This window comes from Danxiaibacter flavus (genome assembly GCF_041060425.1).
Taxonomy (GTDB): domain Bacteria; phylum Bacteroidota; class Bacteroidia; order Chitinophagales; family Chitinophagaceae; genus Danxiaibacter; species Danxiaibacter flavus.
Genome location: NZ_JAULBC010000001.1, coordinates 44198 through 61801, shown reverse-complemented (window position 1 = coordinate 61801; position 17604 = coordinate 44198). Strand labels below are relative to the sequence as shown.

At 41.0% G+C, this 17604-nt stretch carries 13 protein-coding genes; 4 read left to right on the top strand and 9 right to left on the bottom strand.

The genetic code is table 11. The features are described 5' to 3' along the window. Positions 1 to 26: 26 nt before the first annotated feature. Entirely contained in the window at positions 27 to 1523 is a 1497-nt protein-coding gene (locus QTN47_RS00250; RefSeq protein WP_369327289.1) for a gluconokinase, read from the bottom strand. 110 nt (positions 1524 to 1633) lie between these two features. On the opposite strand from QTN47_RS00250, the gene QTN47_RS00245 reads away from it, so the two are divergent. Together QTN47_RS00245 and QTN47_RS00240 are read left to right on the top strand one after the other, a co-directional pair. Beyond that, on the top strand, positions 1634 to 3373 hold the full coding sequence (locus tag QTN47_RS00245) for a GMC family oxidoreductase (RefSeq protein WP_369327288.1): 1740 nt from the start codon (positions 1634 to 1636) through the stop codon (positions 3371 to 3373). An 82-nt stretch (positions 3374 to 3455) separates the two neighbouring features. Further along, entirely contained in the window at positions 3456 to 4115 is a 660-nt protein-coding gene (locus QTN47_RS00240) for a gluconate 2-dehydrogenase subunit 3 family protein (RefSeq protein ID WP_369327287.1), read from the top strand. Positions 4116 to 4479: 364 nt separating this feature from the next. Here QTN47_RS00240 and QTN47_RS00235 read toward each other — a convergent pair whose 3' ends face one another. The 7 genes from QTN47_RS00235 to QTN47_RS00205 form a co-directional block, all read right to left on the bottom strand. Next, positions 4480 to 4608, bottom strand: coding sequence for a hypothetical protein (locus QTN47_RS00235; RefSeq protein ID WP_369327286.1), 129 nt, complete (start codon positions 4606 to 4608; stop codon positions 4480 to 4482). A gap of 366 nt (positions 4609 to 4974) precedes the next feature. Next, complete coding sequence (locus tag QTN47_RS00230) at positions 4975 to 6114, bottom strand: acyl-CoA dehydrogenase family protein (protein ID WP_369327285.1); 1140 nt, start codon at positions 6112 to 6114, stop codon at positions 4975 to 4977. Positions 6115 to 6161: 47 nt separating this feature from the next. Next, complete coding sequence (locus tag QTN47_RS00225) at positions 6162 to 6869, bottom strand: ComEA family DNA-binding protein (RefSeq protein WP_369327284.1); 708 nt, start codon at positions 6867 to 6869, stop codon at positions 6162 to 6164. Positions 6870 to 6910: 41 nt separating this feature from the next. Next, entirely contained in the window at positions 6911 to 7690 is a 780-nt protein-coding gene (locus QTN47_RS00220; protein ID WP_369327283.1) for an MBL fold metallo-hydrolase, read from the bottom strand. 43 nt (positions 7691 to 7733) lie between these two features. Next, entirely contained in the window at positions 7734 to 8147 is a 414-nt protein-coding gene (locus QTN47_RS00215) for a hypothetical protein (protein ID WP_369327282.1), read from the bottom strand. Between the two features lie 246 nt (positions 8148 to 8393). Then, entirely contained in the window at positions 8394 to 9080 is a 687-nt protein-coding gene (locus tag QTN47_RS00210) for a response regulator transcription factor (protein ID WP_369327281.1), read from the bottom strand. 7 nt (positions 9081 to 9087) lie between these two features. After that, positions 9088 to 10527: a sensor histidine kinase gene (locus QTN47_RS00205; RefSeq protein WP_369327280.1), complete on the bottom strand. Its 1440-nt coding sequence runs from the start codon at positions 10525 to 10527 to the stop codon at positions 9088 to 9090. A 313-nt stretch (positions 10528 to 10840) separates the two neighbouring features. Between QTN47_RS00205 and QTN47_RS00200 the strand changes: the two genes are divergently transcribed. Next, positions 10841 to 13873 carry a SusC/RagA family TonB-linked outer membrane protein gene (locus QTN47_RS00200; protein WP_369327279.1) on the top strand — a complete coding sequence of 1011 codons (3033 nt, stop codon included), beginning with the start codon at positions 10841 to 10843 and terminating at the stop codon, positions 13871 to 13873. A 55-nt stretch (positions 13874 to 13928) separates the two neighbouring features. Beyond that, complete coding sequence (locus tag QTN47_RS00195; RefSeq protein ID WP_369327278.1) at positions 13929 to 15620, top strand: RagB/SusD family nutrient uptake outer membrane protein; 1692 nt, start codon at positions 13929 to 13931, stop codon at positions 15618 to 15620. Between the two features lie 200 nt (positions 15621 to 15820). On the opposite strand, the gene porX is transcribed toward QTN47_RS00195, so the two are convergent. Further along, on the bottom strand, positions 15821 to 17383 hold the full coding sequence (gene porX / locus QTN47_RS00190) for a T9SS response regulator signal transducer PorX (RefSeq protein WP_369327277.1): 1563 nt from the start codon (positions 17381 to 17383) through the stop codon (positions 15821 to 15823). Positions 17384 to 17604: the final 221 nt, after the last annotated feature.

The window sequence follows — 17604 nt, the reverse complement described above, 5'->3', positions numbered from 1 at the left end:
TTGTATTCCGATCTTTTTGAATTCACTTAATCAGCATCATTTAACGCTTCCATTTCAGTTTTCAGTTTGTTATATAAACGATGATAGATCGCGTACGCTTTAAGATATTTTTTATGCTTGCAGGGATCAGCCATGTACACTTCACCCTCTTTAACCATCGCTTTTCCTTCTTCAACGTCTTTTAAAATACCGGCCGAAACCATACCAACCATTGCAGCTCCCATGGCAGAGGCATCAGCAACATCATTTAACACAACTCTTTTGCCGAACACATCGGCAATCATCTGTAACCAAAAGGTGGAACGTGTAAAGCCACCACTTGCATAAATCACATCCACACTCTCTTTCAGGCCCTGCATGGAATTAAATATATCAAACAACCCCAGGCAAATCCCCTCCACTACAGCTCTTGCCATGTGCTCAATTGTATGCGATGCATTCAGCCCGATAAAACAGCCTCTTGCGGTAGCGTTCCATATGGGCGCTCTTTCGCCATACAGATATGGTAGAAATAACAAACCGTCTGCTCCTGCGGAAACTCCCGCAGCCAGCGCCAGCACTTCATCAAAGCTACCCGAATCAGGCTTCTTTTTCATTACATGTTCAATAAACCATTGAAGCACATTCCCCCCATTGTTTGTCGGGCCACCAACAACGTAGAGTTTATCTGTAAGCAAATAATTAAAAACAGTATTTATTTCAAACGTATACGGAGTAGGTGTAACTAACCGGATTGCTCCACTGGTACCAATAGTAAGCGCCAGCTCATTCGGATGAATTGCACCACAACCGAGATTGGCGAGGCACCCATCACTCCCTCCTATCACAAAGGGGGTTCCGTTATTAATGCCGAGCTTTTCCACCATTTCAGGCAGCATACTTTTTTCCGTATGAGTAACTTGTACCGGACTAGAAAGCTGCGCAGAACTAATACCAGCATACGAAAGTGAAGTCTCATTCCATTTCTTCTCGCGAATATTAAATAATCCGGTCGCAGATGCCAGTGAATAATCAATAATGAACTTCCCGAAAAGCTGGTAAAAAATATACTCCTTGAAAGAGATGAACTTATGCGTTTTGTTAAAAACCTCTGCATGTTCATTTTTCAGCCACATTATTTTACAAAGTGGCGACATAGCATGAATAGGCGTACCGGTGTCACGATAAATTTCAAATGCGTTATTGTTTGCAAGTAATTGTTCTGCATACTGATTGCTGCGTGTATCGGCCCATGTGATTATGTTCGTCAAGGGTATACCGTCAGCATCAACTGCCATCAACCCGTGCATAGCACAGCTAAAACTAACGCATGTTAACGATTTATTTTTTAGTGATGAGAACGCTTCCTGCATAAGCCCTGCTACGTTATCAAACATCAAAACAGGATCCTGCTCATGTTGGCCGGGAAGCGTTGTGATTGAAACACAAGGCCTTTGAGATGCACTAACGATAGCCCCCTTTATGTCGGTGATGATTGCCTTGCAATGTGTAGTTCCAATATCGATAGCCAGAATATGCTGCATGTTTGTCGAAATATTAATTCGAAAATAGAAAATGCATTTATCATTCACCATAAAATCATACATTCATGGCTTCTTTAAATTTACCCCTCTAACGAACAACACCAAATTGTATGGGAGATCTTCAAATCAAAAAACAATCAAAAAAGTATGATGCCATCATTGTAGGCTCTGGCGCAGGTGGCGGCATGGCTTCGTATGTGCTGGCAAAAGCCGGTTTAAAAGTTTGTCTGTTGGAAGCAGGACCAATGTTTGATCCGAAAAAAGATTCTTTACAACTCAGAAACCCATGGGAATCACCCAGGCGTGGCGCCAGTACAAAATATCGTCCTTTCGGCGATTTCGATGGTTGCTACTGGGGTTGGGAAATTGACGGCGAACCTTATACGCAAGGCGGCAAAACACCGTGGCAATGGTGGAGAGCGCGTATGCTCGGCGGGCGTACAAATCATTGGGGAAGAATTTCGCTTCGTTTTGGCCCAAAAGATTTCAAGCGCGCAAGTATTGATGGCTTAGGTGATGACTGGCCAATTGGTTATGAAGACATGAAGCCTTATTATGACAAAATAGATAAGTTACTGGGTGTTTTTGGTACAAATGAAGGTTTACCTAACGATCCGGATGGATATTTTCTTCCTCCCCCCAAACCTCGTCTGCATGAGCTTTTCATTAAGAAAGCAGGAACCAGCATTGGTATCCCTGTAATCCCTTCACGCTTGTCAATCCTTACAAAAAAGATCAATGACGAGCGTGGCGAATGTTTCTACTGCGCACAATGCGGACGCAGCTGTAAGGCCTATGCGGATTTCTCTTCTTCTTCTGCACTGGTTATTCCTGGCATGAAAACCAGTAACATCGACCTGATCACGAATGCGATGGTGAGAGAGGTTACTACCAACAAAGAAGGTCTTGCCACCGGTGTTTCTTACATCAACAAAAATGATATGATGGAATACCAGGTTGAGGGACGCATTGTAATCCTTGCTGCGAGCGCTTGCGAAAGTGCACGCATCATGCTCAACTCGAAATCTACACGTCATCCTAACGGCATTGCAAACCCCAATAAGGTTGTTGGCCGTTATTTGCATGATTCAACAGGGGCCGACATGGGTGGCATTATTCCTGAACTGTTTGACCGTAAGCGTTATAATGAAGATGGTGTTGGCGGCATGCACGTTTATACGCCATGGTGGCTTGATAATAAAAAACTGGATTTTGCACGCGGTTACCATATTGAATACGGTGGAGGTTTTGGTATGCCTTTATATGGATTTAACTGGGGTATTGAAAAACTGAATGGTGCTTATAAAATTAAGGGCCAACAAAAAGAAGCAGGGGGATATGGCGCTTCATTGAAAGAAGATTATCGCTACTTCTTTGGTTCACACGTTGGTATGGCCGGCCGTGGTGAAGCATTGGCACTTGAAAGTAACTATTGCGAACTGGATCCTAATGTTGTTGATAAGTTCGGTATTCCTGTACTGCGCTTTAACGTAAACTGGACTGACCACGAGATCAAGCAGGCCAAACACATGAAAGAAACTTTCGCTGAAATTCTTCATGCAATGGGCGCTGTGATCACCTGGGGAGGTGATGATGGTCCTCAGAACAATTACGGGTTACATAATCCCGGAGAGATCATTCACGAAGCAGGAACAGTGCGTATGGGTACAGATCCTAAAAAATCTGTTTTAAATAAATACAACCAGGCGCATGATGTTAAGAACCTGTTCTGCGTGGATGGTGGCGCATTTACATCAATGGCGGACAAGAACATGACATGGACCATTCTTGCAATGTCCATGAGAGCAAGCGAGTACATTGTTGACGAATTGAAAAAACAAAACCTGTAATTTTTTTTAAAGACTATTTGCAAAATGGTTTTAGTTGAATAGTCGTACTAAATTATTGCTAATCATAATTTAAAATAAAATTATGGACCGTAGAAAAACACTCAAAGCACTTGTTGTAGGTACCGTATCTACCGGTGTAATAATAGAATCCTGCAAAACAGGAGATAAAAAACTTGAAGACGCTGCCACCAAACCGCCAACGAGCGACATTAATCGTATGGCTGAAGAAGAAGAGCATTACAAAAGTGTAATGGCTCAGAAAACCTTCTTTACTGCAGACGAAATGGCAACCATTACTATTCTTGGCGACATCATCATTCCCAAAGATGCTGTTAGCGGAAGCGCCAGTGATGCAAAAGTTCCTGAATTCATTGAGTTTATTGTAAAGGATATGCCGGAGCACCAGATACCCATGCGCGGAGGGTTACGTTGGCTTGATCTGCAGTGCCTTAACAATTACGGCAAACCGTTCAAAGATTGCAGCAAACAGCAACAAATTGAAATGGTTGATCAGATAGCTTATCCTAAAAAAGCAAAACCTGAAATGAGCCAGGGTGTAAGCTTCTTTAACCTGATGCGCAACCTGACAGCAACCGGCTTCTACACTTCTGAAATTGGTGTAAAAGATGTTGGCTATATGGGTAACGTTCCTAACAAATGGAACGGTGTTCCTGACGATGTGTTGAAGCAATATGGTTTTGCTTATACGGAGAAGGAGATGAAGGAATGTGCGAGCTATTAGATGGTGAAAAGTGAATGGTCAATAGTGAAAGGTGGAACTGGTTGATTAAAACTCAACATCATTAATTTCATCTGATACTTTTTATATCAAGGGCTGTAATTAATCAGAAGATTAGTTGCAGCCTTTGTTGTTAATGCTATCCGTTGGAAGACGTGAAAAGTGAATAGTCAATAGTGAAAGGTGGAAGTGGTTGATTAAACTCGACATCATTAACTTCATCTGATACTTTTTATAACAAAGGCTGTGATTAATCTAAAGATTAGGTGCAGCCTTTGTGGTTATTCGAAACGACTGTAAATTGAACCTCCGATAGTTTGCCGGCAGAAATCCATGCAGATCTACAAGTGTCTTTTCGATTTTACGCTTAAGTTCCCCCAGTGGTTTCACCGATAACAACAATCAGGTCATCGTCATATTTAATACGCCCCCATAAAGCATCATCACCCTTTTCAGCAATTAGTGTTATCTGATGTGTTTTTGTGTGCTTAGGCATAGAGATTAAAAATTGTTTCGATAAAATTTGTTTCGGGTTTTAATACACTTGTGGTTCGTGAGACACGAACCATGGCGAACGATCGCATGGTTTATTTTTCACAGGGCGTTGCCCTGCGCTAATGCCTGCCGCCCTTCAGGGCTTTGAGAGAACTGAAAAGTATTTGCGAAGCCGTGGTTCGTGTCTCACGAACCATTTATTGTACCTGAGATTCGTAAGACACGAACCACGGCGAATGAGAACCTTGGCGCAAGCGATATGTTGACTCACTTAACGTACTTCGTACTTCTACATTCGCACTTTACCAAAGGCCTGTTCAAAAAAAACAACCTGCGGCACCTTTCACCTTTCACCATTCACTATTCACTACTTCAACACCTCTCTCGCAATCACAATCTTCTGTATTTCCGAAGTGCCTTCTCCAATGGTGCAGAGTTTTGCATCGCGATAAAATTTTTCTACGGGAAAATCTTTCGTATAACCATATCCGCCGAAGATCTGTACTGCATCGGTTGCTACTTTTACGGCGACTTCAGAAGCATAATATTTCGCCATTGCTGACTGACGGGTAATATTGGCTCCTCGAACTTTGCCGTCACAAGCCTGCAGGATTAATAACTCAGCGGCTGTGATCTCTGTAGCCATATCGGCAAGCTTGAAACTGATTCCCTGAAAATTCGAAATTGGCTGTCCGAACTGGTGTCGTTCTTTAGAATATTGCAGGGCGGCATCATAGGCTCCTTTTGCAATACCGAGTGCCAGGCAAGCTATTGAGATCCTTCCGCCGTCCAGTATGGTTAATGCCTGTTTAAAGCCATCTCCCACTTCACCCATGCGGTTATCATCCGGAATGCGGCAATTATCAAAGATCATTTCCGTTGTTTCACTGGCGCGCATGCCAAGTTTATTTTCTTTTTTTCCGGCAGAAAATCCCGGCGTTCCTCTTTCTACAATAAATGCAGTGCTGTTGTTTCTCGAATTCGGTTCCCCGGTTCTTGCGATCACTACAGCAATATCTGCTGATTTACCATGCGTGATCCAGCACTTGGTTCCATTCAATATCCAATACTTACCATCCCTGGTTGCTGTTGTTTGCATATTTGCAGCGTCGCTTCCGGTCACGGCTTCCGTTAATCCCCAGGCGCCAATATGCTCGCCGGAAGCTAGCTTAGGCAGGAACTTCATTCTAAGATCTTCACATCCGAAAGTGAGAATATGATTGGTGCAAAGAGAATTGTGTGCAGCAATGCTTAACCCGATTGATCCACAAACCCTGGCAATCTCTTCGATAATGACCTTATACTCAAAATAAGACAGCCCGGAACCGCCATAGCGTTCGGGCACAAGTACGCCCATAAGACCGAGTTTGCCGGCTTCCTTAAAAAGTTCTACAGGAAAAATCTGCTGCTCGTCCCACTCCATTACATGTGGCTTGATCTTGCGTTGTGCAAATTGTCTTGCTGTTTCTGCTACCTGGCTGGTCAGCTCGCTTAAGGTGAAATCCATACGCTAACATTTGTTAGCATAAATCTAGTAAAATCATACCATAAAAATCACTCCAAAACTAAATATGGCTTTATTTTTTGGAAGGTCGAATCCGGCAAGCCATATGTTTTGCCTACCTCGTCAATAGAACTGAAGTGTCCCAGCTTATTGCGAAAGCGTATTATTCGCTCGCTCAGCACATCTCCAATGCCTGGCAATGTTTTCAGATCTCCGGCTGTGGCGGAGTTGACATTGATGACAAGCAATTTCCTGGCACCAACTTTTGAAACTTCATTTTTCTTATCAGCAGGTTTAACAGAAACTTCATCGGAGATCTGCACATATGGCACCAGCCGTTCTGCATCTTTTGCTGACAGACCGTATATTTTCTTCAAATCCCCGGCCTTTCTAAACCTTCCGCCCTTAAGACGATAATGTAAAATTGTGCTGATCGTTTTCTCATTCACTCCCAGTTTTCGCCAACCTGCTTCTTCAAGAGCATTCGGATCAAAATAGAAAACAGAAAAGTTTTTTGCTTCTTCGTGCTGCGCTGAACCGGCACTGTCGTAACCATCGTTGGTAATGGACTTCGGAAATTCCTGGGCTACATTTAAACTGTCGTTCGCAGAGAGTTCTTCGATAACGATTTGCTCTTTGGTGTCCCGAAGAAGATGCGGAATTATAATCAGTAAGAAAATCAGTGCTAGCAGGACAAACACTGCAATACGCTCTTTTTTGGAGAAAGAAAGATAATCTTTCCAGTTAACGGGGTTCATATTTATTGGGTTTATTACCGGGTTGAATTTCGCAGATGCGGCTATACCGCCAGTTTCAATCCATCATAAGCAAGATGAATGTGTGGAGGCAGATCCCTGCTTACCTCTTCATGCTTGCCCAATTGATGACTGATATGTGTTATATACGCCTGCTTTATTTCTAGCTCATCCACAAGTTGTATAGCTTCACTCAATGTAAAATGCGAAATATGTTGCTGATGTCTCAACGCGTTAATGATCAGCACCTCAGATCCTTTAATTTTTTCTTTTTCTACATCATCTATCCTATTGGCATCAGTTATATAAGTAAACTTCTCAAAACGAAAACCGAACACAGGCATTTTGTGATGCCAGACTGTAACAGGTTGTAGGGTTATCTCGCCAACATTAAATGCGGTCTCATCAATAGTGATCAGATTTAATTCCGGTACACCGGGATAACGCTTATCAGAAAAAGCATATGCAAATTCGCGTTTTAACGACTCTTCCGTTAGTGCATTGGCATATACATCCATTTCTTTTTGCTGAAAATAGTTGTATGCCCGTACATCATCCAGGCCGGCAATATGATCTTTATGAGGATGTGTGAATACTACTGCGTCCAGTTTTTTGTTGTTGATGCGTAACATCTGCTGACGAAAATCCGGAGTAGTGTCAATCACGAGTGTCGTTTTCGGAGATTCAACCAGGATGGAGGAACGCAGCCTTTTGTCCTTACTGTCTGGCGAAGTACAAACTTCGCAACTGCATGCGATCATTGGCACACCACTGCTTGTGCCGGTTCCAAGGAAAGTTATGTTTAAGGTAGATGTTGTTTGCACGCGTCAAAAATAAGGACTAATGCTTTACCAACAGCCGTCGAAGCTATTCAGTTTCAGGTTCTTTCTCTTCGCCTTCTGTTTCAGTCGCTTCATTTTGAGCGCTTTCGGCCGGAAGATCCTGCTGTCCAGCAGTTTCATCCTTAGGGCTCTCGACCAGAGGCTCCTGCTGAGCATCAGCTTCTTCAGCCTGGGCAACACTGGCCCTTTTTAATACTTCTTCATATAACTTTTGAGAGCCATGCGTGAGTCTGTCGAAGTCTATATTTATTTGCGGGATCAGCTCTAACAGCGTATTAATTCGTCCCTCTACATTCAGGAATTTGTTTAAAACAACCACTTTTTTCTGCTCAAGCAAACACCATCCGCTTTGGAAAGTCCCGCGCTCATATCGAACCACGTAGTCAGATTCACCTAAAATATCTCCCAGCTTATCCAGGTTTGCTTGCGTATATTTCATTATCCGATCCCCCAATTAATTTTAATCAACCGCAAATTTACCTTCAATTTTTGGATACAATGCCCGTTTTATCCACAGGTTAGCCACAGGGGAAGCAAGCTTAAAGCGCAAAGCCTAAAGCTTAAAACCGGGCATGTTTAGTCTGAACTATAAGTTTCAGCGCCTAAATCGTATTTTGTGATGGATAATCTAGCAGTGAGTACAAATAGTTTTGGGCTTTACGCTTTAGGCTTTAAGCTTTAAGCTCTAGGCTTTCACATTAAACACAAAACCAACACCGTACACATTACTTATGCTGATTAACTCGTTTCCTTTGAGGTATTTGCGAAGGCGGGACATAAAAACATCCAGGCTGCGGCCTAAAAAATAATCGTTGCTTCCCCAGACGTGCTCGAGAATTTCCTTTCGCTCTAATAAACGGTTGGAATTGCTTAATAAATAGTCCAGTAACCGCGAGGTTTGTGGAGTAAGCGAGATTTCTTTATTGCCACCAACAACGAGTTTCAATGTATCGCGATAATAACAAAAATCGCCAATCTGCAAACAGGGATGTCCGGGAACCATCCCACGGTTTCTGTTAATGATGTTCCTGATGCGTAAAACCAATTCATCTATATCAAACGGCTTGGTCACATAATCATCTGCACCTAATTTCAGCCCCGTTAGCCTGTCAGTTTTTGCACGCCTTGCACTAAGAAATAAAAAGGGCATATTAGCGGCATGCTGTTTTATATAGGATGCTACTTCAAAACCATTAATGTCCGGAAGATTGATATCAATAATAATGAGATGGTAACTGTCGCTGCATGCTTTGCGTTGGGCATCTTTGCCCGTCGTGCACCAGTCAACCGTGAAGTCTACAAGTTCCAGGTATTGTTTTGTGATATTACCAAGATCAATTTCATCTTCTACTAATAGTAACCTGGCAATCATAGGAGTTTTAATTTACAGGTTTAGGAATAATGAGCACAAACATAGTACCTTCTCCCAATTCACTTTCAACTTTTATTTTCCAGCCATGCGCTTTTGCAATTCTGTACACATAGTACAAACCCAATCCAATTCCTTTAGGTCTCGTATCACGGCAGGTTTCTATGTTTCGATAAAATTTCATGAACATGTTTTTTTGTGTTTCCGCACTCATTCCCTGGCCGTTATCATTAATACGCAAACACACGCATTGTTCATTATCATCTGTAGAAATGTTTATCCACTTAACGCTACTTTCATTATACTTGACTGCATTGTCCAGTATATTAATGACCAATGTGGTCAAATAAAATTGATCAAACAAAATGCAGTCATTCCCAGCGCCGGGATTGTATCTTATTTGAATGATTTCATTATCAAATCTTGCTTTAAAATCTGTAATTATTTCACTAAGGGCAGTATGAAGCGACCGTTGTTCACAATGAAGCGTAAAGCGGCTGAAAGAAACCACATCGAGTACCTGGTCAACTAACTGTTTAAGCCTGTTTGTCTGCCGCTCAATAATCTCCGAGGAAAGTGCAACCTGATTGGGATTTTTTATGAGTTTATCATTCCTGAGACTTTTGTTTGCAATCATTATTGCCGCAAGAGGTGTGTTAAACTCATGCGTAATATTATTGATGAAATCGGATTTCATTTCTGAAAGCTGCTTTTGCGATTGCCATTTTCTAAAAGTGATAAAAAACAACATTCCGATCACAAGAATTGACCCGATCGAAAGGCAAAGAACGGGTATGGTTTGCAGCACTATTGTTTTAAAATGCGCAACAGAATCTACATACAGTGAAAAAGAAATATGGTATTGCAATGGCTTGTCAGGGTTTACGATCATATCTGTGACAAGATTAGATTTTGATGGCCGGGACAAGGTTCCACCGATCCGGATACCAGCAAAATCCTGTTCGTCATTCGATGCTGCCAATTCATTGTTTTGCTTATCATACAACGGTATGTGCTGATTGTTGCTGATAACCAAATCGATTGCATTAATATACAATGCATAAACAAGCGGTTCTTTAATACCTTGTTTTCTTCTGAAATAAACAAAAAATTCTGAGAGAGATTCTTTCAGCCGCAATTCGTAAACCAGCACATTCATAATGGAAGCTGCTTTGGTATTATATAGCTGTATATCCGATTTCCGCAATTGAATAAGTTCGCGGAGTTGTGGATTCAAAATGCTATCTATGATCGCTTGTCCGCCGGGATACAACTTATCATTCCGGATCAACTTCATATACGCTTCTTTGATCGCTTCTTTTTCAACGTAATAGTAAGACTGGTTCTTTAGCTTGTATGTATTAAAGACAAGATAAAACTGCACTGCAGAAAGCAACAAAAAGCAGCATAGCGAGATTATAATAAACACAACAGAGTTATTCTTCTTCACAAACAATAGGTTGGATTCAAGAAGCAGCAATTTCGCACATGCATATCACTGTGCTAACAACGCGCTCGCTAAGCTACCGTTATAAACACACAAAAAATAGACCGTGCAGCCCCGTTTAATGTCCGTTAACTATCCGTTTAGTGTCTGTTAACAACTTTAGAAAACTTGCTAAAATAGATTTGACATTGAAATCAATAAAGAATACTATTAAACATAACAGGTTAGCTGTTGCGTAATTTCTCACCAACTAAAACATTGTTGTCAGCTAATAAGTCCAAAACAACTAAGACTTTCTCACCTTAAAATCAATAACATGAATGTAGCTTGTTGTATTAAAAACAGACATGTAAATTTATTCAGGCAGAAAAAGCTTTATCTGCTAAAAAAAGGTCTTCAGTTTATTGCATGTGTAACCTTATTATTTTTTTCCAATCCAGGCTCACCACAATCAGCAGTAACTATAACAGGAACAGTAAAAGGCCCCAAAAATGAGAAACTGCACAATGCCTCTGTTAATCTAAAAAAGACTACTATTGAAGCAACCACAAATGAAGAAGGCTTTTACAGCATTAACGTTCCAAACGGTAAAGGAACGCTGGTAATAAGCATGACAGGTTATGAAACCCAGGAAGTGAATATCAATGGAAAATCGGTTTTGGATATCACACTGGAAGAAGGCGAGAAGAAACTGACAGAAGTAGTAGTTGTGGGCTATGGCACAGTTCAGAAAAAAGAATTGACCAGTTCTGTAACAACCGTACGTAATAAAGATTTTTTGTCAGGCGGGATTAATAATCCGTTACAACTGATTGATGGAAAAGTATCCGGTGTAGTTGTTTCAAACCCTGCAGCAGCAGATCCAAACAGGTCAACTGACATCCAGGTAAGAGGTGCGTCATCATTAAAAGCAGGAAATGGCCCACTGATTATTATAGACGGAATGGCGGGTGGAGAAATTCGCAATCTTGCACAACAAGATATTGAATCAATCTCTATTTTAAAAGATGCCTCTGCCGCGGCTATTTACGGTTCACGCGGCGCCAATGGAGTTGTACTTATACAAACGAAAAAAGGTAAGGCTGGCAAAGTTAGTATGTCTTACGATGGCTATGTGGAACATGATGCTGTTGCCGCAAAACCAGACATGCTCTCACCTGAAGAATTTCTCGCTCATAAAAGAGATCAGGACCTTGGTGCAAGCACCAACTGGTACAATGAATTGATCCGTTATAATAACGTGGGTCAAAATCATTACTTATCTCTTTCCGGTGGCAATGAAAATTCATTGTTCAGAATTTCCGGCAATTACAGAACCAAGCAAGCTATAGATATTGTGAGTGATAGAAAAGAATATGGTCTTCGGGCTAATTTCCTGCAAAAAGCGCTGAATGGTCTTTTAGAGGTAGGCGGTAATTTCTCTTATCGCGCAGTTAAGGAGCAATATCCTTATGGTGGAGACGACATAAGCTATGATGCATTTAAAATGGCTGTAAAACTCAACCCTACAGCACCAATTATGGATCCGGCCAACCCTTTAAACTATAATACTTTTAAAGGATATGACACTTACAATCCGGTTCAGGACCTGAAAACAAGAGACAATAATGCGGATAGAACATATGCCATTGTTGATATTAACTTCAAATTGAACATCCTAAAAAATTTGTACTCGGAATTAAAACTTGCTCATCAGTCACAAACCATGAACAGGCACGAATATCTTTCCTCCAAATCAGCAGAATCAGTTAATGGCGGCTTCACCGGACGCGCAAGACTGAAAGATGAAAATTGGAAAGACTATACAGTAGAATGGACCAGTAATTATTCTACACGCGCCGGAAAACATGATTTTAAAGCAATGGGTGGTTACTCATACCAGGAATTTAACAATGATGGTTCATGGATACAAAACAGGCGCTTTTTATCTGATGCGTTTACTTATAACAGCATAGGCCAGGGGGACTGGGGTAACGGACAGGCAATAAGAATGGACGACGTCATGAGTTCGTGGAGAAGCAAGGAAAAAGTAATTGCTGGCCTGGGACGCATTACCTACAATTTTGATGAAACCTATTATTTAACAGCATCTGCGCGTTATGAAGGAAACACCAAATTTGGCGATGACCATAAATGGGGTCTTTTTCCTGCTGTTTCCGGGGCATGGCGCATAACGAAACTGCCCGCGCTTCAATCGGTTAAAAATCTTGATGAATTAAAATTCAGGGTTTCTTATGGAGAAACAGGCAGGTCTAATTTTGATCGCTACACCGCATTAGCAAAATATTCCGGTTATGGAAGATACCAGAATGATCAGGGTCAATGGATAAGAGTATATGGCCCGGGCAACAATCCTAATCCTAACCTTCAATGGGAAAAAGCCATTGCTTATAATATAGGGATAGACTTCTCTCTGTTTAAAAGCAAACTAAGCGGTAGTATTGAGGCATTCGATCGAAAATCGAAGGCTTTGATTTCCGAATATGATGTACCTGTGGGGCCTTATCCTCATGAAAAAATGTTCGTTAACGTTGGCACTACTTCTGGCAAAGGACTCGAACTAAATGTTAACTGGAACGTATTAAAAACAAAGAACCTTGCATATAGCACTAATGTTATTGCTTCGTATATAAAAACAAAGGTTCAAACCTGGTCTAACGATCAGTATCACGCTAATTACTATTACGACCAATATCTTCCTTCACCAGGAAATCCCGGACCTGCTTACAGGTTGGAACCAGGTGTTGAAATAGGTAGCTTTTATGGATACAAATATGCAGGCATAGATGACAAAGGCAATATCCAGGTTTGGAAAGACGGAATTGTAGGCAAAGAAAAAATTGATGCCACAAACGAAGCAAATGCAGACAGAGACAGGGTTTATCTTGGTCACGGGGCGCCTCATTATGAATTAAGCTGGGGTAATAGCTTAAACTATAAAAATTTTGATCTCTCTCTATATTTCCGTGGAAGGTTTAATTATAAAATCATCAACCTTTATCAGATGTATTTCGGCCTGCAGGCAGAACCAGGTGTTAACCTGCTGAAAGACGCTTATACACGCAATGGTCAAATCACATCAGGCAAAGTGATCTGCGATTATTTTCTTGAACCCGGCGATTACTTTAAGCTTGACAATATAACATTAGGATGGAGCCCTGCAATCAAAAGCAGCGTCTTAAAAAATCTACGGATTTATGGCACTGTAAGAAATGTATTTACCATTACAAAATATTCCGGGCTCGATCCTACAACTGTTGGCGTTACCGGACTTACACCCGGCTATGGAGATCTGAGCGTTTATCCCATTACAAGAAATTTCACACTTGGTGCACAGATCAATTTTTAAATGATCCCTTAAAATTACAACTGCCCAAAACAAGTAAATACGAAAACCTAAACAGATGAAAAAAATACAATTCTTATATATTCTGTTGCTTGTAATTTTTACAGGCTCTTCATGTACCAAGCTTGCCGAAGAACCCTTTAGCGACATTGTAGCAAGTAATTATTATCAAGATAAAAATTCTATTATAGCAGCACTGGTTCGCCCTTACGAACATGCACACTGGTGCGGATGGGATGGTGACAGATGGGTAATTTCTGAACTAACAGCAGATCAGTTTGTGTGGACCCAAAAAGGCAAACATGGCTATGATGGGGGAGACTGGATACGCCTTCACGGTCATACATGGACACCGGACGATGGTCATATTAATGGCGGCTGGGTAGGTCCTTACCAGGGAATTGCTCAAATAAATGTCATTTTCAATGACATGCAACGATTAAACTATCCATCTTTTGGTTTAACAGAAGCTGACAAAGCACAGCATATGGCCGAATTAAGAACTTTGCGTGCATGGTTTTATTTGTTTCTCATAGATTATTTCAGAACTGTTCCTATTATTGAAAAGCCCCAGGAAATAAAACCTCAATCTACGCCGGAGGAAGTATTTGCATTTATTGAAAAAGAGATTAAGGAATCTATTCCCGGATTGCCTAAAAATGGCAGAGCCGGCCGTTGGGATCAGGGAAGCGCAGCTGCTTTATTAGTACGTTTATATCTTAATGCTGAAAAATATATTGGAACTGCTAAATATAGTGAGTGTGCACAAGTGGCCGGGGATATTATAAAAGGTACTTATGGCTCATACAGTCTTGATAGCGATTACCGGGGACCTTTCAGGTCGGGGGTTAACGGTTACAGATCTCCGGAAAATCTTTTTGAGTTTCCGCACGCCAAAAATATTTACGAATTCAGCTGGATGTACAATGCTATGATGCATTATCAGGAGAGATATTCTCTGGACAACGACTGGGGTGGATGGAACGGGATTCATCTTACTCCATCCCGCGACCTTGCTGGCAATTTATATAACTACAAGTTGGGCATGCCATATGAAAGATATTCAGAAGACGATAAAAGAAAACAACCTTTCAAAACTACCGCCAAGGGCGATTCGTATGATGGATTCTTTTTAATTGGTCAACAATACGCTTTCGATTCAGCTAAAGGTTTCGGCTATAATTATAATCTGAAAGTAAATGGTACAGAAGAATACAATAACAAGCCCCTGATTTTTGTAGACCAGGTTGGCCGCTTTTCAGAAAAACCTAATGGCAGATGGAGTGAAGGCTCTCATGTAAGCACGGGAGAAGAAAATTCCGGTGTACGTTTACTCAAATTTCCATGGTTGCCAATGACTCAAAATTTATTTCAATTTAATTCAGCTCCGGAGATAAGACTGGCTGAAATCTACTATGCACTTGGTGAATGCAAATACCGTGCAGGTGATAAGGCCGGCGCAGCTCAGTTACTTGATGCAGTTCGTAAAAGAAATTTTCCCGATGATAAATGGCAGTCGAATAGTTACGTTTCTAATCTTAGCAAATTAACAGACGATGAGTTTATAATCGAGCTTGGACGTGAATTCATAGGCGAACGTCATAGAAGAACAGATCTTGTGCGCTGGAACAGGTTTGGTAACGAATGGTGGGATAAGGCTGCAGATTCAAAAGACAGATCCGTATTTCCTATTCCTAACAGAGCATTAAATTCTTACAATGGTGTTCTGAAGCAAAATGGATACGAGTAGAAAATGTTAAGTGTACACCTTTTGGGAAGATTCAAAAGCAGTTGTAAGTGATACGTTGTACGTTATACGTTTACCGGAGCGAAGGATATGTCTTATGAATTTATCTTTCTTTTCTATAAACGTATAACTTTCAACCTACAACTTCTCCGTTACCCTTCGCTTCAATAAACGTACAACGTATAACTTACAACGTATAACTTTTAAGAGCCCTTACTCATCATCTTCACCACAGGCACAATCATTTCTTCCATACTTATGCCACCATGCTGAAAGGTGTTCTTGTAATAATTAACGTAATGATTGTAGTTATTAGGGTAGCACAAAAAACCATCTTCTTTGGCAAAGATATAAGAGGAGTTTACGTTAGGCACCGGAAGCCCCGCATCCTTTGGATTTCTGAATGCCAGTACATCTTTAGGCTCATAATTTAGATTACGTCCATGCTTATAGCGCAGGTTGGCGGTTGTTTGTTTATCGCCAATTACTTTACACGGTGTTTTTACTTTCACACTGCCATGGTCCGTAGCCAGGATCACATTGACCTTTTTATCAGCAATTTTTTTCAGCGCCTGGTTTAACGGACTGTGTTCAAACCAACTCTTTGTTAAGCTGCGGTAGCTTGCCTCATCGCTGGCCAACTCCTTCAGCACTTCCATTTCCGTTCTTGCATGGCTCAGCATATCAACAAAGTTGTAAATGATCACATTCAGATCGTTGTTGAGCAGATTGTGAATATTGTTCACCAATTGCTGACCATCGTTATGATTGATCACTTTTGTATAACTGTACTTTATATCATCTCTTTTAAGACGTTTTAACTGGCCGCGGAGAAATTCTTCCTCAAACATATTTTTTCCACCCTCTTCATCATCATTCTTCCATTGTTCGGGATACAACTTTTCTATTTCTACAGGCAACAGGCCGGAGAATATGGCATTGCGGCTGTATTGTGTAGCAGTCGGTAAAATGCTGTAAAAAGTCTCTTCTTCCAGGATGCGAAAATTCTCAGAAAAGAAAGGTTGTATAGCTTTCCACTGATCAAACCGGAGATTATCTATCAGAATAAAAAAAGTTGGCGCTTCCTTATCAACATGCGGCAATACTTTAAACCGGAACAGCGAATTGCTCATGATCGGTGCATTGGCTGTTTTTGGATGAAGCCAATCCGCATAATTTCTGCTGATAAATTTAAAGAACTCTGTATTGGCTTCCTGTTTCTGAGATAACAACACTTCCTGCATTTCAGGACTGTCGCTCTTCTCCATTTCAAGCTCCCAATACACCAGCTTTTTATAAATATCCATCCACTCGTCGTGATCAGGATTACTATTCAACGCCATGAACAGATTTCTAAACTGCTGCTGATAAGAGCTGGTTGTTTTTTCCGCAACCAGTCGCCTGTTGTCGATGATCTTTTTTAAGGCAAGCAACACCTGGTTTGGATTAACCGGTTTGATCAGGTAATCGGTTATCTGGCTACCGATCGCCTCATCCATCAGGTTCTCCGTTTCATTCTTGGTGATCATCACCACCGGTATATGCTTACTTACCTCCTTAATTTTTGCCAATGTTTCCAATCCTGTTATTCCAGGCATTGATTCATCCAGCAGAACAACATCTACCGGATTTTCCTTTACAAAATCTATGGCTTCAAAACCGTTGGTAAGTGTTTGTACCTCGTAGCCTTTATGTTCCAAAAAAATCTTTTGCGATTGCAGACTTTCAATCTCATCATCAACCCACAAAATTTTACCTAATGCCATAGTTAAATTGTTGTTCGTCTATAAATCTAGTGAAGTTGTACGTTATAAGTTTTATGTTATAAGTTTTACGTTGTACGTTTTCCTTAGCAAAGATTGGAGCGAAAACTACATTCTTAGAAATATTTCCTTCGCTTTAATAAACGTAAAACGTACAACGTAAAACTTACAACTTAGTTGCACGTAGTACGTTTCCCTTAGCAAAGATTGGAGCGAAAATTACA